Origin of the sequence: Paractinoplanes aksuensis, assembly GCF_024137025.1 — a bacterium.
In the GTDB taxonomy this organism is placed as follows: Bacteria; Actinomycetota; Actinomycetes; order Mycobacteriales; family Micromonosporaceae; genus Actinoplanes; species Actinoplanes aksuensis.
This window is the reverse complement of sequence record NZ_JAMYJR010000026.1, coordinates 200,678-222,024: the sequence shown is the minus strand read 5'-3', so window position 1 is coordinate 222,024 and position 21,347 is coordinate 200,678. Positions and strand designations below refer to the sequence as shown.

19 protein-coding genes are annotated in these 21,347 nt (G+C 70.8%); 9 read left to right on the top strand and 10 right to left on the bottom strand.

The genetic code is table 11. From position 1 onward, the window contains the following. Nucleotide 1: 1 nt before the first annotated feature. From M1L60_RS23495 to M1L60_RS23485, 3 genes are all read right to left on the bottom strand, one after another. Nucleotides 2-331, bottom strand: a complete 330-nt coding sequence (locus tag M1L60_RS23495) for a YciI family protein (protein ID WP_253239636.1) — start codon at nucleotides 329-331, stop codon at nucleotides 2-4. An 82-nt stretch (nucleotides 332-413) separates the two neighbouring features. Continuing rightward, a complete protein-coding gene (locus M1L60_RS23490) occupies nucleotides 414-1,427 on the bottom strand; it encodes a LacI family DNA-binding transcriptional regulator (protein WP_253239635.1) in 1,014 nt (337 codons plus the stop codon). An 88-nt stretch (nucleotides 1,428-1,515) separates the two neighbouring features. Continuing rightward, nucleotides 1,516-2,481 (bottom strand): hypothetical protein, encoded by a 966-nt coding sequence (locus M1L60_RS23485; protein ID WP_253239634.1) that lies wholly within the window; start codon nucleotides 2,479-2,481, stop codon nucleotides 1,516-1,518. 174 nt (nucleotides 2,482-2,655) lie between these two features. On the opposite strand from M1L60_RS23485, the gene ahcY reads away from it, so the two are divergent. The 7 genes from ahcY (at nucleotide 2,656) to M1L60_RS23450 (ending at nucleotide 10,658) form a co-directional block, all read left to right on the top strand. Further along, nucleotides 2,656-4,131, top strand: coding sequence for an adenosylhomocysteinase (gene ahcY / locus M1L60_RS23480; RefSeq protein ID WP_253239633.1), 1,476 nt, complete (start codon nucleotides 2,656-2,658; stop codon nucleotides 4,129-4,131). 57 nt (nucleotides 4,132-4,188) lie between these two features. Next, nucleotides 4,189-5,838 carry a Na+/H+ antiporter gene (locus tag M1L60_RS23475; RefSeq protein WP_253239632.1) on the top strand — a complete coding sequence of 550 codons (1,650 nt, stop codon included), beginning with the start codon at nucleotides 4,189-4,191 and terminating at the stop codon, nucleotides 5,836-5,838. 207 nt (nucleotides 5,839-6,045) lie between these two features. Beyond that, nucleotides 6,046-6,645, top strand: coding sequence for a TetR/AcrR family transcriptional regulator (locus M1L60_RS47595; RefSeq protein ID WP_308208529.1), 600 nt, complete (start codon nucleotides 6,046-6,048; stop codon nucleotides 6,643-6,645). Nucleotides 6,646-6,647: 2 nt separating this feature from the next. Next, on the top strand, nucleotides 6,648-7,541 hold the full coding sequence (locus tag M1L60_RS23465; RefSeq protein ID WP_253239631.1) for an ABC transporter ATP-binding protein: 894 nt from the start codon (nucleotides 6,648-6,650) through the stop codon (nucleotides 7,539-7,541). Beyond that, nucleotides 7,538-9,109, top strand: coding sequence for an ABC transporter permease (locus M1L60_RS23460; protein ID WP_253239630.1), 1,572 nt, complete (start codon nucleotides 7,538-7,540; stop codon nucleotides 9,107-9,109). The genes M1L60_RS23465 and M1L60_RS23460 overlap by 4 nt, the downstream gene beginning before the upstream one ends. A gap of 142 nt (nucleotides 9,110-9,251) precedes the next feature. Beyond that, entirely contained in the window at nucleotides 9,252-9,722 is a 471-nt protein-coding gene (locus M1L60_RS23455) for a helix-turn-helix domain-containing protein (RefSeq protein WP_253239629.1), read from the top strand. Nucleotides 9,723-10,151: 429 nt separating this feature from the next. Further along, complete coding sequence (locus M1L60_RS23450; RefSeq protein WP_253239628.1) at nucleotides 10,152-10,658, top strand: NUDIX hydrolase; 507 nt, start codon at nucleotides 10,152-10,154, stop codon at nucleotides 10,656-10,658. Here the strand turns inward: M1L60_RS23450 and M1L60_RS23445 are convergent. After that, complete coding sequence (locus M1L60_RS23445; protein WP_253239627.1) at nucleotides 10,627-13,689, bottom strand: M4 family metallopeptidase; 3,063 nt, start codon at nucleotides 13,687-13,689, stop codon at nucleotides 10,627-10,629. The two genes, M1L60_RS23450 and M1L60_RS23445, sit on opposite strands and share 32 nt — an antisense overlap. Nucleotides 13,690-13,800: 111 nt before the next feature. Between M1L60_RS23445 and M1L60_RS23440 the strand changes: the two genes are divergently transcribed. Together M1L60_RS23440 and M1L60_RS23435 are read left to right on the top strand one after the other, a co-directional pair. Beyond that, nucleotides 13,801-14,916: a hypothetical protein gene (locus M1L60_RS23440; RefSeq protein ID WP_253239626.1), complete on the top strand. Its 1,116-nt coding sequence runs from the start codon at nucleotides 13,801-13,803 to the stop codon at nucleotides 14,914-14,916. Next, on the top strand, nucleotides 14,913-15,617 hold the full coding sequence (locus M1L60_RS23435) for a LamG-like jellyroll fold domain-containing protein (RefSeq protein WP_253239625.1): 705 nt from the start codon (nucleotides 14,913-14,915) through the stop codon (nucleotides 15,615-15,617). Before M1L60_RS23440 ends, M1L60_RS23435 begins: the two co-directional genes overlap by 4 nt. On the opposite strand, the gene M1L60_RS23430 is transcribed toward M1L60_RS23435, so the two are convergent. The 6 genes from M1L60_RS23430 to M1L60_RS23405 are packed head-to-tail and all read right to left on the bottom strand — an operon-like array spanning nucleotide 15,614 to nucleotide 21,323. Beyond that, on the bottom strand, nucleotides 15,614-16,177 hold the full coding sequence (locus M1L60_RS23430; RefSeq protein WP_253239624.1) for a DUF1707 SHOCT-like domain-containing protein: 564 nt from the start codon (nucleotides 16,175-16,177) through the stop codon (nucleotides 15,614-15,616). The two genes, M1L60_RS23435 and M1L60_RS23430, sit on opposite strands and share 4 nt — an antisense overlap. Before the next feature lie 10 nt (nucleotides 16,178-16,187). After that, a complete protein-coding gene (locus M1L60_RS23425) occupies nucleotides 16,188-16,979 on the bottom strand; it encodes an SAM-dependent methyltransferase (RefSeq protein ID WP_253239623.1) in 792 nt (263 codons plus the stop codon). A 9-nt stretch (nucleotides 16,980-16,988) separates the two neighbouring features. After that, complete coding sequence (locus M1L60_RS23420; RefSeq protein WP_253239622.1) at nucleotides 16,989-17,876, bottom strand: NmrA family NAD(P)-binding protein; 888 nt, start codon at nucleotides 17,874-17,876, stop codon at nucleotides 16,989-16,991. A gap of 20 nt (nucleotides 17,877-17,896) precedes the next feature. Further along, a complete protein-coding gene (locus tag M1L60_RS23415) occupies nucleotides 17,897-19,312 on the bottom strand; it encodes an L-fucose/L-arabinose isomerase family protein (protein WP_253239621.1) in 1,416 nt (471 codons plus the stop codon). Further along, nucleotides 19,309-19,899 carry a LutC/YkgG family protein gene (locus M1L60_RS23410; protein ID WP_253239620.1) on the bottom strand — a complete coding sequence of 197 codons (591 nt, stop codon included), beginning with the start codon at nucleotides 19,897-19,899 and terminating at the stop codon, nucleotides 19,309-19,311. The genes M1L60_RS23415 and M1L60_RS23410 overlap by 4 nt, the downstream gene beginning before the upstream one ends. Then, nucleotides 19,896-21,323 (bottom strand): LutB/LldF family L-lactate oxidation iron-sulfur protein, encoded by a 1,428-nt coding sequence (locus M1L60_RS23405; protein WP_253239619.1) that lies wholly within the window; start codon nucleotides 21,321-21,323, stop codon nucleotides 19,896-19,898. The genes M1L60_RS23410 and M1L60_RS23405 overlap by 4 nt, the downstream gene beginning before the upstream one ends. Nucleotides 21,324-21,347: the final 24 nt, after the last annotated feature.

Below are 21,347 nucleotides of genomic sequence, written 5' to 3'. Positions count from 1 at the left end.
GTCAGAGGTCGGCGTACGGGCGCAGTTCGATCCGGCCGTGATGGGCCATGGGGTGGGCGGCGGCGACGGTGATGGCCTCGTCGAGGTCGGCACACTCCAGGATGTCGAAGCCGACGATGACCTCTTTGGTCTCGGTGAACGGGCCGTCGGTCAGCAGCACCTCGCCGCCGCGCACCCGCACTGTGGTGGCGGCGGTCGGCGAAGCCAGCACGTTCCCGTCCCGCCGGCGCCCGGCGGCATCGTTCTCGGCCACCCAGACCTCGATGTCCGGCACCCGCGACTCGTCGGTCTCAGGCTCGGTGTCGGTGCAGACGAACATCATGTACTTCATCGCTGTCTCCCACTCTCGTTCGACGTCTTCACCCACATGACGAACGGCCCGCACCCGATCCGGACAGCCTCCCGGAAGTTTCTCAGGACGGCAGGTTGAGCGGGGTGAGGATCTGCACGCTCGACGAGGTCGAGCGGACCGGGCCCGGGACCGCGCCCAGCGACTGCAGGATGGCCAGGGCGGCCGCGCGCAGGTCGGACCGCAGGTCGTGGTGCAGCACGGCGGACAGGCGGCCGGTGCGCAGCAGGTCGGCGTTCTCCTCGTCCAGGCCGTGAGCTACGAAGGCGTCGAAGTTGCGGTGCTCGGCAGCAAAGTCGGCGATCACCGCCCTGGTGCAGCCACGCGCGGGGGTGTAGGCGGCTCGGATCGACGGGTTGCCGGCCAGCGCGGCTCGCAGACGGAGGGGATCGGTCACCAGCAGGCGGCGGTTCGGGGCTCGGGAATGCAGCTCGGCCCGGAAGCCGGCGATCCGGGCCGCGACGGCGAGGCCCGGGCCGCGCGAACCCGCGATCGCGCCACCCGCGGCGCCGCTGACGGCCGGAGCGGCAGGCCCACTCGCGACCACGAGCACGTCGCCGGCTCGGTCGGCCAGCCACTGGTCGAGCAGGTAGGCGGCGGTGGCGCCGGCCCCGGGCTCAGCCAGGCCGACGTGGGCCACGCGCTTGCTGGTGGGCAGGTCGGTGTTGAGGGTGACGACCGGGATCTCCATCCGGCCTATGGCCTCGATCAGCTTCGGCGACTCGGCTGCCTCGAGGATGAGGCCGTGGGAGTGGGCCCGGGCGACCTTGGCCAGCTCGGCCACCGGGTCGGTGGCGGGGCGCAGGCGGGGGCGGATCACGGCGGGGCGCAGGGTGGGCAGTTCGGCCCGCAGGGCGGCGCCGGTTCGGGAGCGGTCGGGGACGATCAGGTCGATCGTGAAGGTGCGGGCGGGCAGGGGCGGCTGGTCGCGGCCGCGATCGAGGGCGGCGATGGCCTGATGGACGTCGCGGACCGTGCTCTCGCGGACGCCGCCCCGGCCGTGCAGCACGCGGTCGACGGTGGCCTGGCTGAGCCCGGCCTGGGCGGCGATCTCCCGGATCCGGTACGGATGCTTCACGAGGACCCCCATCTCCGCGTACAGGATGAGGAGTTTTTGAGGGTTTATGGAAGAGCTTTGATGTGTGGTCAGTCCATCGCGTGACTGGTCACGCGTCACCGTCGAGGACGGCCACCATGCGGCGGTGCTCGTCGGCCATCTGGGCCAGCAGCAGGTGGCGTTGGGTGGCCGGCATGTCGGGGTTGTCCATGAGCTGGTCGAGCTGGGCGCCCAGGTCGACCAGGCTCGGCCGCAGCTCGTCGGCCGCGGTGGAGACGGGCGCGGCGGGCGGCGGCGCGACCGGTGCCGGCGGTGGCTCGACCAGCGCGGGCGGCGGCTCGACCGGCGCGGGCACGGGCGGCTCGACGGCTCGGATCTCGACCGTCGGGACGGCGGCGGGCGGGGCGACCGGCTCGTCCGGCGGCACCCGGACGCCATCGGGAACCGGAGCCTCGTACGCGCGGGCCCGGGCCAGCAGATCGTTGAGCGTCGTGGTCAGCTCCGCGACCTCGCGCGGGCTCTTGACCTCGGGCAGGTGCTGGTCAGGGTCGGCCGGGTCGAGGTCGCGGGCCGACGACAGCAGGCGCTGGAACGGGCGCAGGACGAGGCCGGTGGCGAACCACACCCCGGCCGCGCTGAGCAGGGCGGCGAGCAGCACCAGCAGATCCACGACCAGCACGTTATCGTCGTGCTGCTCCTCGAGGTCGTTCAGGCTGACCAGAATCTGCATCTGGGCCCCGGTCACCAGGGTCTGGGTCAGCGCCCGCCACTCGTCGTCACCCGAGCTGACGGTGGCGTAGCCGTCCCCCTCGGGCAGCGGGAAGCCGGCCGACGAGCCCACCTGCTTGAGCATCTCGCCGTTCTGGATCAGCCGGATGGCGAACGTGCCGTCCGTCGGCAGCGAGCCGTTCTTGGTCGCCGCCACCTTCACCCGGTCGGCCCGCTGGGCCAGGAGCCGGTCGAGGTCGTCGCGGTCCCGATGGTCGATGCGGACCACGATGACCAGCCCCGCGAGGGCCACCACGAGGGCGACGAGCGCGGTGACGGTGAGGGTGAGCTGAGTGCGGAGCCTCATGGCCGGGGCTTGATCCTCACGACGGTGGCGGGAAAACAGTCGGGCACTCGGGTTAAGGTATTACCTGCCCGCGTCGAGAGGCGCTGCGACGGAACCGGTCGTGCCGGTCTCCGCCACGCTCGGCCCGGGTTCAATGACCTCAAGGGCGCCTCCTGATGAGGGAGGAGCCCTCGCGTGAGCACAGATCTTGCCAAAAGCCGTCTGACCTCTGTCAACGGGGTCGAGTTCGCGGTAGCCGACCTTTCGCTGGCCGAGGCGGGCCGTCACCAGTTGCGTCTGGCCGAGCACGAGATGCCCGGCCTGATGTCGCTGCGCAGCGAATTCGGCGACAGCAAGCCGCTCAGCGGCGCGCGCATCGCCGGCTCGCTGCACATGACCGTGCAGACCGCCGTGCTGATCGAGACGCTGGTCGCGCTCGGCGCCGAGGTGCGCTGGGTGTCGTGCAACATCTTCTCGACGCAGGACGAGGCGGCCGCCGCGGTCGTCGTCGGCCCGAACGGCACCGTCGACGCCCCCACCGGCGTCCCGGTCTTCGCCTGGAAGGGCGAGACGCTCGACGAGTACTGGTGGGCCACGATGAAGTTGTTCAACTTCAGCGACGGCCAGGGCCCCAACATGATCCTCGACGACGGCGGTGACGCCACCCTGCTCGTGCACAAGGGTGTCGAGTTCGAGGCGGCCGGCGCGGTGCCGCAGGCCACCGAGGACGACAACCACGAGTACCGGATCATCCTCGAGACCCTGCGGGCCAGCCTCGCGGACGACCCGCAGCGGTTCACCCGCATCGCGGCCGAGATCCGTGGCGTGACCGAAGAGACGACCACCGGTGTGGCCCGGCTGTACAAGCTGGCCAAGGAGGGCACGCTGCTCTTCCCGGCGATCAACGTCAACGACGCGGTCACCAAGAGCAAGTTCGACAACAAGTACGGCATCCGGCACTCGCTGGTCGACGGTCTCAACCGCGCCACCGACGTGATGCTGGGCGGCAAGCTGGCCGTGGTCTGCGGCTACGGCGACGTCGGCAAGGGCTCGGCCGAGACGCTGCGCGGCCAGGGCGCCCGCGTCGTGGTGACCGAGGTCGACCCGATCTGCGCGCTGCAGGCGGCCATGGACGGCATGCAGGTCGTCCGCATCGAGGACGTCATCGGCCAGGCCGACATCTTCATCACCACCACCGGCGGCACCGACATCATCACGGCCGACCACCTGTCGCAGATGAAGCACAACGCGATCGTCGGCAACGTCGGCCACTTCGACGACGAGATCGACATGGCCGGTCTGGCCAAGATCCCGGGCATCGAGAAGGTCGAGATCAAGCCGCAGGTGCACGAGTGGCGCTTCCCCGACGGTCACGCCGTGATCGTGCTCTCCGAGGGACGCCTGATGAACCTGGGCAACGCCACCGGCCACCCCAGCTTCGTCATGTCGAACTCGTTCACCAACCAGGTGATGGCCCAGATCGAGCTCTGGACCAAGCCCGGCGAGTACGAGAAGCAGGTGTTCGTTCTCCCGAAACATCTGGATGAGAAGGTGGCCCGGCTGCACCTCGACGCCCTGGGCGTCCGCCTGACCACGCTCACCAAGAAGCAGGCGGAATACCTCGGCGTCGACATCGAGGGCCCGTACAAGCCCGAGCACTACCGCTACTGACAGCCGCTCTTTCCCCGCCCGGCCGCATCGGCGGGGCGGGCGGGGAAAGATGGTTCTGTGCACGTCGAAGAAACCCTGCTCTTCATCCTGGCCGCCGTCGCGGTGATCATCGCCATGCGGTGGATCGCGGAGAAAACCGGGCTCCCGGCCGCCGCCCTGCTGACCATCGCCGGCATCACGTACGCGGTCCTGCCCGGACCGAACGTCGAGCTCGAACCCGAGCTGATCATGACGTACGTGATCCCGCCCCTGCTCTACAGCGCGGCGCTGGACTCGTCGCTGCTCGACATCCGGCGCCACGCGCGCACCGTGATCAGCTTGTCGGTGCTGTTGGTGCTGGCCACCGCCCTGCTCATCGGTTTCGGCATCAGCTGGTGGGTGGGCGGCGCCACGCTCGCGGCCGGCATCGCCCTGGGTGCGGCCGTGGCCCCGCCCGACCCGGTGGCCGCGCTGGCCGTGGGCCGCCGGGCCGGACTGCCCGGCAAACTGATCACCCTGATCCAGGGTGAGGGCCTGCTCAACGACGCGACCGCCCTGACCATCCTCACCGTGGCCATCGCGGCCGCCGACGGCGACGGCTTCTCGTTCCCGTCCGCGACCGGCAAGTTCTTCGTCATGGCGATCGGCGGCGTGATCGCCGGCGTCGTGGTGGCGTACGCGATCCGGTTCATGCGGCCGCTCCGGAAAGACCCGCTGAGTTCGAACGCGCTGTCGCTGGCGACCCCGCTGGCGGCCTACGTGCTGGCCGAGTCGGTGCACGTCTCCGGCGTGCTCGCGGTGGTCATCGCGGGCCTCATCATCGGCCACGACTCGTCCCGGCACAGCCTCGCGGCCAGCCGACTGCAGACCACCGCGGTCTGGCGGCTGGTCGACTTCCTGCTCGAGGGCCTGGTCTTCCTGCTGATCGGCCAGCAACTGCCGACGGTGGTCGACGAGTTGAGCAAATACACTACGGCGACGATCGCCACCGCCGTCGGCATCACGGTCGGGGTGACGCTGCTGTTGCGCCCGCTCTGGCTGATCCTGACCCAGCTGCTCCCCCGGTCGCTGCACCTGCGGCTGGGCGGCGAGGCCGAGGTCGAGGCCGACTCCGAAGGCGCGACACGCACCCCACGCGACCCCGAGAAGGCGCTCAACGGCCGGGAAGTCACGGCGCTGAGCTGGGCCGGGACCCGTGGCGTGATCAGCCTCGCGGCCATCTTCACGCTGCCCGAGTCGGTGCCCAACCGGGAGCTGCTGCACTTCTGTGCGTTCGTGGTCGTGCTGGTCACGCTGCTCGGCCAGGGCCTGACCTTCGCGCCGCTGGTGCGCTGGCTGGGCCTGCGGGCCAACAAGACCGACGAGGCGCGGGAACGTAACGAGGCCCGGTCGGCGGCGGTGCAGGCCGCTCTCGACCGGCTGGACGACGTCCAGGCCGAGAAGCACGACCACGTCGAGGACGTGGCCATCGAGCACATGCGCAAGCAGCTCGAGGTGCGGCTCGAGCGCTACCGCCGCCGTCTCGACCTGCTCGAGAAGGCCGATTCCGACCAGGTGCCGGCCTCCCCGCAGTACGAGGCCGCGCTGATGGTCCGCCGCATGACGATCGAGGCCCAGCGCGAGGAACTGCTGCGCTGGCGCGACGCCGGCAACCTGAACGACGAGGGGCTGCGCATCCTGGAGCGAGAGCTCGATCACGAGGAGAGGCTGCTCCCCGACCGGCGATAAAAGCCGACAATCAAGATCATGTCGTAGCGGGTGGGGGGTTACAGACCGCCGCTCCCGCCGAGGTGCCCGGGCGGGTTTCGCTGGCCGCTGACGCGTCCAGAACGCGAAACCCACCCGGGCGACGTGCGTAAATGGGCACGCTCAAACCAATCGATGTTGATCTCTGCGCGCCCTTGCGACTACACAAGCGTGTAGTACGCTACACACGTGAGTAGCGATCTGACCGCACGGGCTCGCATTCGTGACGCCGCCATCAAGCTGTTCGCGGAGCGGGGCATCGACGGGGCGACGATCCGTGACATCGCGCAAGAGGCTGACGTCTCGTCCGGCCTGCTACGGCACCACTTCGGGTCCAAAGAGGGGCTGCGCGACGCCTGCGATGAGTACGCGCTGAACGAGCTGACCAAGCTCAGCGGCCAGTTCTCCGAGTTCAACACGCTCGACGGGCTCACTCCCCGCGTCCAGCAGCTGCAGCGATACCTGATCCGCTCCACCATGGACGGCTCGCCGACCGGCGCCGCCATGTTCGACCGCATGCTGGTGTTCGGGAACGAATGGCTGGCCACCACCAACCTCAAGATCGCCGACCCGGAGGCGTTCGTGGCGGTGCTGGCCGTCATGAAGATGTCTCTGTTCACCATGCGTGACCTGATGTCGCGCGCGCTGGGTAGCGACGTCACCGAGCCGGCCACCTGGGCGCGCATGCTCCAGGCGTCGCTCGACCTGTTCTCCCAACCCCTCATCACTGAAGAGCAGGCTGCGCAGGCGCGGGCCGCTCTCGACCGGCTGGCCGCCGGAGAGGAATGATCATGATCGAGGCCATCGATGCCACGGGGCTCGTCAAACGGTTCGGCCAGGTTCCCGCCCTGGACGGGCTCGACCTGCATGTCGCGACCGGTGAGGTGCACGGATTCCTCGGTCCCAACGGGGCCGGCAAAACCACGACCATCCGCATCCTGCTGGGCCTGATGCGGCACAACGGCGGCACGGTGAGCCTGCTCGGCGGCAACCCGTGGACCGAGGCGACCACGCTGCACCGGCGGCTGGCCTACGTGCCGGGCGATGTCACGCTGTGGCCGGCCCTGACCGGCGGCGAGGTCATCGACCTGCTCGGGCGGCTGCGCGGCGGTCTCAACGCCCGGCGCAAGGCCGAACTGCTGGAGCGTTTCCAGCTCGACCCGCGCAAGAAGGGCCGCACGTACTCCAAGGGCAACCGGCAGAAGGTCGCGCTGATCGCGGCCCTGTCGTCCGATGTGGAGCTGCTGATTCTCGACGAGCCGACCTCCGGGCTCGACCCGCTCATGGAAGAGGTGTTCCGCGAGGTCATCGCCGAGGAGAAGCGGCGCGGCGACCGGACGGTGCTGCTGTCCAGCCACATCCTGGCCGAGGTCGAGGCGCTGTGCGACCGGTTGACGATCATCCGCGAGGGCCGCACGGTCGAGACCGGCACGCTGGCCGACCTGCGTCACCTGACCCGCACGACGATCCAGGCCGAGCTGGCCGGGCCGCCCGACGGGCTGGCCACGCTGACCGGGGTGCACGACTTCCAGCTCGACCAGCACCGCGTACGGTTCGACGTCGACACCGACGCCCTCGAGCCCGCGCTGCAGAAACTCGTCCAGGTCGGCGTGCACAGCCTGGTCAGCCAGCCCCCGTCGCTCGAGGAGCTGTTCCTGCGGCAGTATCAGCAGGCCGACCGATGACCGGCACCGGAAAGCTCATCCGGCTGATCCTGCGCCGCGACCGCGTCGTCCTGCCCCTGTGGGCCGTGCTGCTCGGGCTGATCCCGGCCGCTTACGTCGCCTCCTTCGAGGAGCTGTTCCCGACCGAGGCCGAGCGGGTCACCTACGCGCAGGTCAGCGAGTCCAACGCCGGGTTCGTGACGCTGTACGGTCCGCTGCACGGCTCGTCGCTGGGCGAGCTGGTGGCCTGGCGGGCCGGGTTCCTGCCGGTCCTGGTCGCGCTGTGTGCGCTGCTCACGGTCATCCGGCACACCCGCGCCGACGAAGAGGCGGGCCGCACCGAGCTGATCGGCGCCGCCGCCATCGGCCGGCACGCACCGCTGGCCGCCGCATTTATCACCACGTGTGCGGCCAGCCTGCTGCTCGGCGGGGTGCTGACGGCGGCGATGCTCGGGCAGGGCATGCCGGCCGAGGGTTCGATGGCGTTCGGCGCCGAGATGGCGTCGACCGGCTGCGCCTTCGCCGGCGTCGGCGCGATCACGGCCCAGCTCACCAGCAGCGCCCGCAGCGCGCGGTCGATCGCCATCGTCGCCCTCGGTGTGGCCTTCGTGCTGCGGGTCGGCGGCGACGTCTCGGCCCTGGGCAACGGCGCGTTGTCGTGGCTGTCCTGGCTCTCGCCGATCGGGTGGGTTCAACACCTTTTCCCGTACGGCGTGAACAACTGGTGGCCGGCCGGCCTCACCCTCCTGTTCACGGTGGTGGCCGCAATCGCGGCCGCCGTCCTGCTCGCCCGCCGCGACTTCGGCGCCGGTCTGCTGCCGGCCCGGCTCGGCCCCGCCTCGGCCTCCTTCGGCTCGCCGTTCGCGCTGGCCTGGCGCCTGCACCGCGGCCTGCTGCTGGGCTGGACGATCGGCTTCACCCTGCTCGGCCTGATCTTCGGCGGCGTCGGCGGCAGCGTGGTCGACCTCGCCTCCGACAACGAGGGCCTGGGCGACATCTTCGCCCGCCTCGGCGGCTCGACCGCCCTGGTCGACAGCTATTTCGCCGGCACCGCGGGCATCGTCGGCCTGATCGCCGCCTGCTACGCCGTCCAGGCCACCCTGCGCCTGCGCGACGAGGAACAAGCCGGCCACGCCGAGGCCGTGCTGACCACGGCCGTGTCCCGCTACACCTGGGCCGGCACCAACCTCTTCTTCGCCCTGCTCGGCCCGGCCGTGGTGCTCACAGCCGAGGGCCTGGCCACCGGTCTCGCCTACCCCCAGGGCGACCTGGGCGCCATCCTGGCCGGCACACTCGTGCAGCTGCCCGCGGTCTGGGTGCTGGCCGCCCTGGCCGTGCTGGCCTTCGGCCTGATCCCCCGCCTGTCCGGCGTGGCCTGGGCCGCCCCCGCCCTCTGCCTGCTGATCCTGCTGGTCGGCCAGACCCTGCAACTAGACCAGTGGTTCCTCGACCTCTCCCCCTTCACCCACGTCCCCCACCTCCCCGGCGGCGACGCCTCCGCCACCCCCCTGATAACCCTGACCGTCATCGCAGCCGCCCTCACCGCCACCGGCCTGGCCGCCCTGCACCGCCGCAACATCCCGGACTGAGGGCGCCAGGCCGATTCCCGAGTCCGCGGATCGGGCGCGACCGGCGGTCATCCCTCAGCTAGGCTCGGCCAGTAAGTGAAATAAAGTAAAGCCGGTTGCACATACTGCAGATGCGACGCGACCTGTATGCGAGGGGGCAACCATGAGCACCGCACCAACACTCGCCGGCACAGCCCTGCAACTGTCCGCAGCAGCAAGCCGAAAGGGCAGCCCCGAGCACGCGTCGCTGAAGTCCTTGATCGCCCTTCTCGCGCAGGCCGACCGCGATCAGGTCCGCCTGTGCACCCCCGACGCCGACGCCGTCGACATCCCACCGCTGTTCGTCGACCTCCTGCGCCAGGTCAGCGCCATCCTCGACCGCGGCGACGGCGTGATCGTCAGCGAGATCGCCCGTGAGTTGACGACCAGCGAGGCGGCGCGGATGCTCGGCGTTTCCCGCCCGACGCTGATCGCCCTCCTCGACAAGAAAGAAATCAGGTCACACAAGGTCGGCACCCATCGACGCGTCGCCCTGGCCGATGTGCTGGCCCACCGGGAAAGGCGCATCGCTCAGCAGCGCCAGGCCTACGAAGCACTGATGAGTGAACAGGACGACTTGGGCATTTATGACTAGAAACGCCATTGTCGTAATGATCATGCAGCATCGGTAGCCTGGCCCGCTCACCGTCTTCCTCGACGCCAACGTCATCTGGTCCCGCTGCCTACGCGACTGGCTGCTGATGACGGCCTTGGACAGCCACTACACCGCCTATCGACCGCGCTGGAGCGAAGCCACCCTGGCCGAGGCCTTCTACCACCTGCGGCGCGCACACCCCGAGGCACCTGAACAACAAGTGGAACGCTGGCGAGACACTATGGAGCGATCGTTCCCCGAGGCAAAGATCACCGGCTGGAACCCCGAATCCGTCCCCTGCCCCGCCGATCCTGACGACCGCCACGTCCTGGCCGCAGCGTCGCCGGCGAGGTCGACGTCCTCGTCACCAACGACCATCTCTGGTAGCCGGACCGCACAGAAGCCGCAGATACGCCCTAGATTGGCGGCGTGCCGATTCCTGAGTTTGTTGTTGGGTTGCGGGCCAAGGTCGGGCATGACCCGTTGCCGTTGGCCGGGGTGGTGGCGGTGGTGCTGGATGAGCGGGATCGGGTGTTGATGGTGCGCCGGGCCGACACCGGCGAGTGGACCCTGACCACCGGGTGTCTCGAGCTGGGCGAGCAGCCCGCGACCGGGGCCGCCCGTGAGGTGTGGGAAGAGACCGGCGTCGAGGTCACTGTGGAGCGGCTGCTCGCCGTCGAGGCGCTGGAGCTTTCCGTGGCGCCCAACGGCGATCAGATCCACTGGCTCTGTGTCGGGCTGCTGTGCCGTTCGGCCGGCGGGGTGGCCCGGGTCAACGACGACGAGTCGGTCGAGGTGGGGTGGTTCGAGGCGGATGCGCTGCCTCCGCTGCCGCCGCATCAGGCGCGATGTGTGTCGCTCGCGGTGAGCGGCGGCAGCGGGGTGTGGATCGCCGGCAGTGGTTTTACTTCGCCGTCACCTTCAGCGTCGACGTGAAGCCGTAGCCGTTGGTGCCGCCGCCGCTGGCCAGGATGCGCAGGTTCCACGTGCCCTTGGGGAAGGCGCGGGCGATCGAGTACGTGCCGTCGGCCTTCATCGCCACCGTCTGGATCGTCGCCCACGTGCCGTTGGTGTTGCGCTGCAGCGCCACCTTGACCCCGGGGGTGGCCGGCTTGACCGTGCCCGAGAACGTGACCGGCTTGTTGGCCGTGGTCGAGGCCGCGCTGACCTTGACCGTGAGGCCGTAGCGGACCGTCACCGCGGACGCGGCCGACGTGGCGGGCCAGCGGCCGTACGAACCGGCCGGGAACGTCACCCGGTAGGCCGTGGTCACCGTCGGCTGGACCGGGTGCCGCCACGAGCCCGTGCTGTCGGTCTTGACCGTCACCACCCTCGTCCACGTGGTGCTGCCGGTCGGCTTCTTCTCGAGGTAGGCGACGGCGCCGGCGATCGGGCCGGACTCCTCGGTACTGATCACGCCGTTCATCGTCACCGGGCCGCCGTAGCCGGTGATGACCGAGATCGGGGACAGCAGCAGCTGGGTCGGCACCAGCTTCGACACCTTTTCGGGGCTGTCGCCCTGGGTGCCGCGGGCCGTGACGCCGACGGTGTACGACTGTTTGGTCGAGAGCCCGGTCAGCGTCACCGAGCGGGCCGTCGCGGGCAGGGTCTGCGTCGTGCCGGGCGTCACCCGCACCACGTAGCCGGTGACCGCCGCGCTGTCCGCCGGGAACGGGTCGTCCCACTTGACCACCGCGCTGCCGTTGCCGGCGGTGACGGAGACGCCGACCGGTTCCGTGGGCAGGGTGGTGGTGCTGACCGTCCACGGGATGGTCGCGGTCACCACGCCGCCGTCGGCGTCGGTCGCTGTGATCGTCATCGTGCCGGCGCCCGCGGTGGTCGGGGTGCCGGACACCATGGCCCGGACGATGCTGCTGGACTCGAGCGGCGTGTCCGTGACGGTCAGGCCGGCGGGCAACCCGGTCGCGCGCACGACCAGGGGCCGGCCCGGGTCACGGGAGTAGTCCGATCCGTCGCTGAACGACACGCTGAAGCTGACCGCGGCGCCGGTCGTGAACGTGCGCGCCGCGGGCGCCGGGCCGAGGATGACCGGCGGGCCCTTGATGTACCAGAGCACCCGAAGGGTGGTGCTGTTGCCGTCGGGATCGGTGGCGATGACGTCGAAGTAATACAGGTCCTTGACGGTCGGCACGCCGCTGATGAGGCCGGACGGGCTGATCGTCAGGCCGGGCGGCGGCTCCGGCGCGGTCCAGGTGAGCTGCTGCCGCTGCGGATCACGACCGGTCATCTGCAGTTCGACCGGGCGGCCGACCATCCCGTCGGCCGGTTCGGGCCGGTCGATCACCGGCGCGGTGGGCGCGGGCGGCACGACGCCGCGGTCGACGCCGACGGCCAGCCAGGCCGCGGCGACCGCGTCGTGCTGCGGGCTGGTCGCGCCGAACAGGTCGGCCGCGGCCCGCAGGGTGGCCTGCCGGGCGCCCACGAAGTTGGTGTTCGACACCATGTACGCGCTGACCGCCCGGTACCAGATGGCGCCGGCCGCCTCGTTGCCGATACCGGTCACCGGCGCCGCCGTGCCGCACGGCGTGCTGGTGCCCCAGCGGGTGGTGCCGCTACCGACGGCCAGGTTGTAGAAGAACTTGTTGGCGATCCCGGACGAGTAGTGGACGTCGAGTCTCGGGACGAGCGGGCTCCAGCACGACGCCGACTTCCCGTCGCGGTTCGGCTCGTCCATGTAGCGCAGCGGCTGCGCATCGATCTTCTCGCCGACCAGGTAGTCGGGCTCGTCGGCCGGGTTGGCCGCGGCGAACTCGACCAGCGTGCCGATGATGTCGCTGGTGGCCTCGTTGAGCCCACCGGACTCGCCGGCGTAGACGAGGTCGGCCGTCTGCGTGGTGAAGCCGTGGGCCATCTCGTGGGCCACGATGTCGAGGCTGGTGAACGCCTTGAAGGGCGGGGCGCCGTCGCCGAAGAACATGCAGCGGCAGTAATCGCTCCAACCCGCGTTGGCCTCGTTCAGGTCGTAGTGGGCATACGCCGTGATGCCCTTGCCGTCGCCGCCGATGCCGGCCCGTCCGAACTCGCTCTGGAACCAGTCCCAGGTGCGGGCCATGCCGTAGTGCACGTCGACGCCGGCCGAAGCCCGGTCGGCCACGGTGCCGTCGCCCCAGGCGTTGTCGGCGTCGGTGAAGGCCTTCGAGTTCGCGACGGTCGGCAGGGTGGCCAGGTTCTGGGCGTCACGGGTGGTGTTACCGCCGCGGCTGGTGTCGGTCAGCTCGTAGCCGGCGTCGGTGTGCTTGGTGGCCAGCTCGACCGAGCCGGTGTGCAGGCCGCGCCCGGTGCCCTCGTCGGCCGTGTGTACCTGGTCGTGCGAGCGGCGGACCTGCCCGGTGGTGGCGTCGACCACGACGACGAGGCGGCTCGGCAACCCGGAGCGGGCCGTTCCGGGAACGGTCGCCTCCCAGGCCAGCGCGGGCTTTCCGGCGTACGCGTCGACGACCAGCCGCGCCGTCGCCGGGCCCCCGCGACGACCGGTGAACTGCTTCTGCGCGACGGTGACGGCCTTTGCTCGCTTGACCTTCGGCGTCCGCGACACCTCGATCGGCGCCTGCTGGGCGACCGTGGTGCCGGTCCGGGCGCCGGCCTGGTCGGTGTGCACGACGAAGTCACCGCCGAGGACAGGCAGCCCGTTCCACGTACGGTCGAAGCGCACGTGCCGGTCGCCGTCGGGGTCGACCACGACGTCGCGCGCCTGGTACTTCTCGCCCGTGCGCCCGTGGATCGCCTTGGTGTCGCGCGTCACTGTCGTGCGGGCCGCGGTGACGACCTCGGGCCGGCTGGCCGGGGAGGTCGAGCGCCCGGGTGCGGCCGGCGCGGCCACGGGAGAGACGAAGCTGGCGGCCGGTGTGGACGGTGCGGACCCGAAGGCGACGAAGCCGCCCCCGATCAGCACCGCTGCGGCGGCACCCGCGAGCAGACCGCGGGCATGGCTGCGCCGAACCGTCATTCTTCATCCCCCGTCGATATCGATGACGAGCGAACTGTAATGGAAGTTGACGGCTCAGGTTGTCCCGCCCGGGCTCGCGCATCCTCGGCGCGCGTGGCGCGTTGACCCGGCGTGCGTATCTCTCAGCGTGTCCGCCGGGCAATGGTGGCCGGCGCCGCGGCCGTCGCGGTGTGCGTGTCGGCGCAGCCCGCCCTCGCGGTCGTCGGCGCGTCGGCCGACCGCCGAGGGCCGTCCTTCAACGGCTCGGTCTACGCGATCGCCCACCGCGGCGACACGGTCTATGTCGGCGGCTCGTTCACCCGCATGACGATCGACGGCCGCACCGTCACCCGGAACCGGCTGGCCGCGTTCTCCGGGCGCACCGGCGAACTGCTCGACTGGGCGCCGTCGGCCGACGACACTGTGCGAGCCTTGGCCGTCGTGCCGGGCTGGGTCTATGCGGGCGGCGACTTCGACGAGGTCAACGGCGAGGAACGCCAGGCGCTGGCCCGGATCGACGCGGGCGACGCCGAGGTCGGGTCGTTCGATCACCGCTTCGCGGGCAGCGTGCGCACCCTGGCCGTCGGCCACGGCCGGCTGTACGCGGGCGGCACCATCAGCCGGGTCGACGGCGAGCGTCGCGGCCAACTGGCCGCCTTCTCGCTGGCCGACGACGAGCTCGACGACACCTGGACCCCGCGGCCCGGTGGGATGGTCAACTCCCTCGCCGTACGCGGGAACCGGGTTTATCTCGGCGGAGCCTTTCCGCGCCGGCTCGCGGCGGTCGACGCCGCCGACGGCCGGGACGACGCCGGCTTCCGCCCGGACGCGCCGGCCCTGGTGCATGCGATCGCGGTCGACGGTTCCGGCGTCTACGCGGCCATGGGTGGCGCGGGCGGCCGGGCGGCGAAGTTCTCGACGAGCGGCGCCACCCGCTGGATCCGGGTCTTCGACGGTGACGCCCAGGCGATCGCGGTGCTCGACGGCGTCGCGTACGTCGGTGGCCACTTCGACCGGGCCTGCGCCAACGGCGACGACGCGGACAACGGCGAGTGCGAGGCCGGTTCGGTCCCCCGGGTGAAGCTGGCCGCGGTCAGCCCGTCGGGCTCGCTCACCGGCTGGGCGCCGCAGGCCAACGGCGTGGTCGGCGTCCGCACGCTGGTGATCAAGGGAGCCACGGTGGCGGCCGGCGGCGACTTCACCACGATCGGAGGGCGCACCCAGCGGCGCTACGCGTCGTTCGGATGAGACGCGTGCTGTCCGGCCTGGTGCTGCTGCTGGCGGTGCTGGCCGGAACGACCGCGGCGGCCGCCGAGCCGGCGACCGAGACGGTCCACTACACGTTCGACGGGCCGTCGCCGTTGACCGACGTCTCGGGGCACGGCCACGACCTGACCCCGGTCAGCCGGTTCGGCGGGGCGTTCACCACGGTCGCCCACAACGGTGGCCAGGCACTTGTCTTCCCGTCGCCCTGTCACGCCGAGCCGTGCCCGCGGATCGCGTTGCGGGCGGCCACCACGACCGGTCTCAACCCCGGCCGGCGCCCGTTGCGGTACGGCGCCTCGGTGCGGCTGGCCGCCGACCAGACCACCAAGGGCGAGAACGTGCTGCAGAAGGGCTTCTCGGCCCAGGGCAGCCAGTACAAGCTGCAGATCGACGGGCTCGCCGGCCGGCCCAGCTGCGTGCTGGTCGACGACCGGCGACCGCAGATCCACGCCGCGATCAGCAACGTCGGGGTGGCCGACGACCGCTGGCACACCTTGGAATGCCGTCGCGCCGGCAGCCGTCTGTCCATCCTGGTCGACGGCGTCACCCGTGGCCGCGCCACCGTGCCGGCCGACCTCTCGGTGAGCAACCGCCGGCCGTTCAGCCTCGGCGGCAAGGGTTCCTACCCCGACAACGACCAGTTCCAAGGCATTCTGGACGAGGTCTGGGTGCGGATCGGTTAGGCCGGGGGCAGGGCGTACGGCTTGGAGACGACCTCGACGTTGCTGAACCACGAGGTGACGTGGACCCGGATCTCGGGCGTGCCGGGCAGGCGGGGCACCGCGGCCAGGTTGAGGTTGCGCGACGAGAAGACGACCGTGCCGGTCACGTCGACCTCGACCCCCTCGGGCACGATGATCTTCAGCTCGCCGAACGTGCAGCTGCCGGCGATCTCGATGACGTCCTGGTCGGTCAGCACCTCGCGCAGGTCGAGCGTGGCCGAGCCGAACAGCGTGAACAGGGTCAGCCGGGGCTCCCGCAACCGCCAGCGGCCCCGGCGCTTGTTCTCGCTGAAGACGGTGATGACCTTGTCGACCGTCCGGGCCGAGCCCACGATCGGCGTCTGGCTCAGGCCCGCGGTGGCCTCGGCCAGCTCGGTCGACGTCTGCGCGGCCCAGACCGCACCGACCCGCACGCTGAACTGCTCGAGCGTCAGCCGGCCGTCGCCGCACGCCCGTTGCAGCAACTCGGCGGCCCGCTCGCGCTCGGGCTCGGACGGCGGCACCTGCATCGGAGTGGTCACGGTGGCGATCCTAGGGCTTGCGGGCGACGACGCCGTACACCGCGACCTCGGCCGGTGTCGGGCGCGGGCCGGTCTCGCCCTCGGCCCGCCACTCGCTGACCGGCACGAGGCCCGGCTCGAGCAGCTCGAGACCGTCGACCAGCGAGCGCACCTCGTCGCGGGTGCGCGGCCAGGCGTCGAGCTTGCCCCGCGCGGCCATGGTGGCGAACCGGGCGTGCGTCTCGGCGTCGGCGTAGTCGCTGGTGCCGTGGCTGAGCACGATGTGACTGCCGGACGGCAGCTCGTCGAGCAGGGTCCGCACGATGCGGCGGGCCTGATCGGTGCCGTCGATGAAGTGCAGCACCGCGATCAGCATCAGCGTGACCGGCCGGTCGAAGTCGAGCACATCGCGTACGGTCGGATCGGCCAGGATCTTCCCGGGCTCGCGCAGGTCGGCCTCGAGGTAGGCCGTGCGCCCCTCGCGGGTGCTGGTCAGCAGGGCCCGGGCGTGGGCCAGCACCATCGGGTCGTTGTCGACGTAGACGACCCGGGCGTCGGGCGCGTTGCGCTGGGCCACCTGGTGGGTGTTGTCGGCGGTGGGCAGCCCGGTGCCGATGTCGAGGAACTGCCGCTGGCCGCCCTCGGTGGTGAGGTGGGTGACCGCGCGTCGCAGGAATCCCCGGTTTTCGCGGGCGGTGGTGCGGATGGTCGGGAACACCGCGGCGATCTGGTCGCCGGACTCCCGGTCGACGGCGAAGTTGTCCTTGCCGCCGAGCCAGTAGTTGTACCGGCGCGCGGAATGAACCCGGGTCTCGTCCACCATCCGCGCAGACTAGTCCTTTGTGGAAATTTCCGGGGCCCCGCGCAGGTTTCCGTAGGCCCACGCGGCCAGCGTGGTCGGTGTCGAGCTGCGGAAATCCCGGGACTGCTCGGGCACAAAATCGTCGGGGATGCCGGAGGTCATGGCCGCGATCCCGGCTGCGGCCACCTCGCTCAGCCCGGCGCCGGTCAGCGCCTGCTGCAACTGCTCGTCGGTGATCCGCACGGCCGAGACGTCCCGGCCCAGCACGGCGCCGAGAATGCCGGCGGCCTCGTCCCAGCTCAGGTCGGCCGGGCCGTGCACCGCCTGGACCGCCGAGCCCGGCCAGCCGGCCAGCAACCGGGCCGCGGCGACCTCGCCGACGTCGCGCGGGTCGACCCACGGCATGCGTCGCGACGGCGCCACGGTGGTGGTGAGCACGCCCTCGCGCAAGCTGTCGAGCATGCCGTACAGGTTGGTGAAGTAGTAACCGCAGCGCAGTGTGAGCAGGTCGGTGCCGGTGGCCGCCAACTGCTCCTCGTTGCGGGCCAGCCCGTCGATCAGCCCGGCGCCCTGCCGCAACTCGGCCCCGACGCTGCTTATCTGCAGCACGCGCGCGACCCCGCCCGCGCGCACGGCGGCCGCGGCGTTCTCGCCCATCGCCACCATGTCGTACAGCGGGTCGGGCACGTCGAAGGCCTCGGGGGTGGCCCAGAAGAGTGAGTCGGCCCCCTTGACCGCATCGGCCACGAACTCTCCGTCGAGCAGGTCACCCTGAGCCACTTCGACCAGCGGTAACAACTCGGCCGGCAAACGGGACGGATCGCGCAGGAGCACCCGGGGGCGCTCACCCGCCTGCACGAGCAGCTGGACGACGCGGGAGCCGACATTTCCGGTCGGGGTGGTCACGACAATCGTCATGCCACCCTTCACTACCCCGATCAGACCTGTCGGAACTCGATTCCGAGCAGACTTGCCGCCGCCTTGTAGTCGGCCGCGCGGTGCCCGAGCGAGAGCGACCAGTGGTGGCCGACCCCCGACGCGCTCCAGTCATCGACCCACTCGCCGGGGTCCCGCCCGAAGTCGACCCGGCTCGTGGTGTTGCCGATCGCCAGCAGCGGCCCGTCGACCACGGTCCCCTCGCCGGCGATGAACGACAGCGAGCCGTCCCGGTCCTGGCCCAGGCCGAGCAGGGTCACCGGCCCCGGGCGTACGTCGAATTCGACGCTCACCCCCCAGCTGCGCTTACCGTGATAGACGCCGAGGCCGCGCAGCAGCGGCTGCCGCGAGCTGACGGCCAGGTGGGCCGGGCCGTCGTGGCCCATCTCGACCACGTTGTCGGTGAAGTTGAGCGCCTGGATCTCGCAGAACGACCCGCCCGCCCCCGCGACCTGGGTGGCCAGCTGCGCGACGGTCGTCCGCAACTCGTACTCGCCGGTGGCCGGGATACCACGCGCGGTCAGCAGCGAGGCGCCCAGGATCATGCCCGCGCCCAGCCGCTCGTGCTGCTCCCCGTTCAGCCCGCGGTGGTAATAGGCGAGGCTGTCGAGGTCGAAGTCGTCGGCCAGCCGGTCGAGGCCGACCGAGACCCGGGCGCCCCAGGCGAAGTCGTCCTCGTTCACCGACTCGTCGAGCACGAAGATCTTGCGGGCCAGCTCCATCCGCTCGGCCACCTCGTCGTCGGTCGCCGCCAGCGTGCGTTCCCGCAGGTCGTCGAACTCGAGCACCTCGACGTGGGAGCCGAACGTGGTCGGCAGCAGCGTGAGGTCGGTCGAGACGTCGAGCATGCCCGGGTAGAGGTGACCCATGAGCCCGTGGCGGGCGTTGCGCAACGCCGCGCGTACGCGGGCGGCAGTGATCCACTGCGAGATACGGGCCCACGCCGATTCCTGGCGCAGCCAGCCGGTGACCGACCGGAACGGGATGCCGGCCCGGCGGAACAGGTTGCCGACCTCGGGCACCGGGCACTGGCCGCAGTAGGCCAGCCAGGCGCCGGTGTCGAACGAGGCGTGGTCCATCTTCTCGGTCGGCTGCAGATCGATGACCAGCACCGGGCTGCCGGCCCGCTGGGCGATCGGCAGCACCATCGACGAGGTCAGATAGGTAGTCAGGAACAGCACGATCAGGTCGCAGTCGGCCTGGCGCAGCTTCTCGGCCGCGACCACGCCCTCCTGCGCGTCGGAGATGAAGCCGACGTCGGTGACCTCGGCGTCCATCTCCTGAAAACGTTCGGAGACGTAGCGCGCCGATTCTTCGAGTTGCGGTAGCAGGTGCGGGAACTGCGGCCAGTACGTGCCGAGCCCGCCCGCCACGAGGCCGATGCGGATCTTCCGGCGCGGTTTCGGAGTGAGGATCATGCTGCCTCCCAGAGGACGACGTGGAGGTTGCGGGGGCCGTGCACCCCCTCGACCCGGTTGAGCTCGATGTCGCTGGTCGCGGACGGTCCACTGATCCAGGTCAGCGGGCGGCCGGGGTCGAGCCGAGCGACGGCCTCGGGAACGGAGGCCACCACCTGCTCCGGGCGCAGCACGCAGATGTGCCGGTCAGGCAGGAGCGAGAGGATGCGCCGGCCCTGGTCGGGCGACGCGTCGAGGACGATCGTGCCGGTCTCGGCCACGGCGACCGCAGCCGCCGTGAGCACGCCGTCGGCGGCCGCGATCTCGGCGGGTGAGAGGCCGTCGTCGATGCGGGCCCGGGCCGGTTGCCACTCGACCGGCAGGCCGGGCGGCACGACGACCCAGCCGTCACCGATGATCTCGCGCACGGTGCCCGGAATGTCCGACGAGCGATGAACCACGGCCTGGTAGTCGACGAGACGCTCGACCAGCAGGTCGAGATCAACGGGATGCGGGCCCCGGCGGTAGTCGCGCGGAATCACCGGCACGGCGGACGGCGAGGCCAGCGCCTGCCGGATCCGGCCCAGCACGAGCTCGCGGCTGCTCATCGGCCCCGCCACCAATCGCGGAACGACTCGTCCGGCACCTCCGGCAGGTCCCGGCTCGCGGACCAGCCGTTCAGCGGCGGCGGCAGCGCCCGACCCTTCCGGCCCAGCAGTTCGGCCAGCTTGGCCGCCCGTTGCGCGCGTTGATAGAGCCGAGGCCGGTCCATCGTGTACGCGGCCGCGGCCATCGCCGCCTTCTCCGTACGCGGATGGGGTGCCTGGTTCCGCAGGTGCACCAGGATCGACGGGATGTCGATTTTCACCGGACACGCGTCGAAACAAGCGCCGCACAGCGACGACGCGTACGGCAACGAGGCGTTGTCCGCGATCCCGGTCAACTGCGGCGAGAGCACGGCCCCGATCGGACCCGGATAGACCGACCCGTACGCGTGCCCGCCCGTACGCTCATAGACCGGGCACACGTTCAAGCAGGCCGAACACCGGATGCAGTGCAGCGCCGCCCGCCCCACCTCGTCGGCCAGCACGGCCGTCCGCCCGTTGTCGAGCAGCACCAGGTGGAAGTTCTGCGGCCCGTCGCCCGGCGTCACTCCGGTCCACATCGACGTGTACGGGTTCATCCGCTCCCCCGTCGACGCCCGCGGCAGCAACTGCAGGAACACCTCGAGGTCCTGCCACGCCGGCACCACCTTCTCGATGCCCATCACGGTGATCAGCGTTTCCGGCAGGGTCAGGCACATCCGGCCGTTGCCCTCGGACTCGACCACGGCCAGCGTCCCGGTCTCGGCCACCCCGAAGTTGGCCCCCGACACCGCGACCTTCGTCGACAGGAACGTCTCGCGCAGATAGCGCCGTGCCGCCCCGGCCAGCTCGGCCGGGTCGTCGGTCAGCGCGGGGTCGACCCCGGGCATCTCGCGCAGGAAGATCTCGCGGATCTCCGCGCGGTTGCGGTGGATGGCCGGCACCAGGATGTGCGACGGCTTGTCCCGGCCCAGCTGCACGATCAGCTCGGCCAGGTCGGTCTCGACCGCCTCGATCCCGGCTTCTTCCAGGGCCTCGTTGAGCCCGATCTCCTGGGTCGCCATCGACTTGATCTTTATGGCCCGCCGCTCGCCGGTCTCCTGGATCAACCCGGTGACGATCCGGTTGGCCTCCTCCGCGTCGGCCGCCCAGTGCACGACCCCGCCCGCAGCCGTCACCTTTTCTTCCAACTGCTCCAGCAGCCGGGGCATATTCGCCATGGTGTACGTCTTGAGGGCCGACCCGGCCGACCGAAGCTCCTGCCAGTCCGGCAGCTCCGCGATCACCCGCCCCGACTTCCCGCGAATCGTGGTCGTGGCGTGCCGCAGGTTGCTGCGCAGCTGCGGATTCGCCAGCGCTGTGCGGGCCGCCGCCGGAAACGGCTCATCGCCGCGGAGATGTCCGACCCCTCGCGGCGCGTGGACGGGCATGCCGAGGAAGGTGCTCATGCTGCGCCTGCCGCAACTTCAATC

Excerpts from the sequence above, each read along its gene's own strand:
- M1L60_RS23445 (WP_253239627.1), bottom strand. The coding sequence starts at position 13,689 with ATGACGGTTCGGCGCAGCCATGCCCGCGGTCTGCTCGCGGGTGCCGCC.
- M1L60_RS23485 (WP_253239634.1), bottom strand. The coding sequence starts at position 2,481 with ATGAGGCTCCGCACTCAGCTCACCCTCACCGTCACCGCGCTCGTCGCC.
- M1L60_RS23415 (WP_253239621.1), bottom strand. The coding sequence starts at position 19,312 with ATGATCCTCACTCCGAAACCGCGCCGGAAGATCCGCATCGGCCTCGTG.
- M1L60_RS23460 (WP_253239630.1), top strand. The coding sequence starts at position 7,538 with ATGACCGGCACCGGAAAGCTCATCCGGCTGATCCTGCGCCGCGACCGC.
- M1L60_RS23425 (WP_253239623.1), bottom strand. The coding sequence starts at position 16,979 with ATGGTGGACGAGACCCGGGTTCATTCCGCGCGCCGGTACAACTACTGG.
- M1L60_RS23405 (WP_253239619.1), bottom strand. The coding sequence starts at position 21,323 with ATGAGCACCTTCCTCGGCATGCCCGTCCACGCGCCGCGAGGGGTCGGA.
- M1L60_RS23455 (WP_253239629.1), top strand. The coding sequence starts at position 9,252 with ATGAGCACCGCACCAACACTCGCCGGCACAGCCCTGCAACTGTCCGCA.
- M1L60_RS23435 (WP_253239625.1), top strand. The coding sequence starts at position 14,913 with ATGAGACGCGTGCTGTCCGGCCTGGTGCTGCTGCTGGCGGTGCTGGCC.
- M1L60_RS23410 (WP_253239620.1), bottom strand. The coding sequence starts at position 19,899 with ATGAGCAGCCGCGAGCTCGTGCTGGGCCGGATCCGGCAGGCGCTGGCC.
- M1L60_RS23420 (WP_253239622.1), bottom strand. The coding sequence starts at position 17,876 with ATGACGATTGTCGTGACCACCCCGACCGGAAATGTCGGCTCCCGCGTC.
- M1L60_RS23495 (WP_253239636.1), bottom strand. The coding sequence starts at position 331 with ATGAAGTACATGATGTTCGTCTGCACCGACACCGAGCCTGAGACCGAC.
- M1L60_RS23465 (WP_253239631.1), top strand. The coding sequence starts at position 6,648 with ATGATCGAGGCCATCGATGCCACGGGGCTCGTCAAACGGTTCGGCCAG.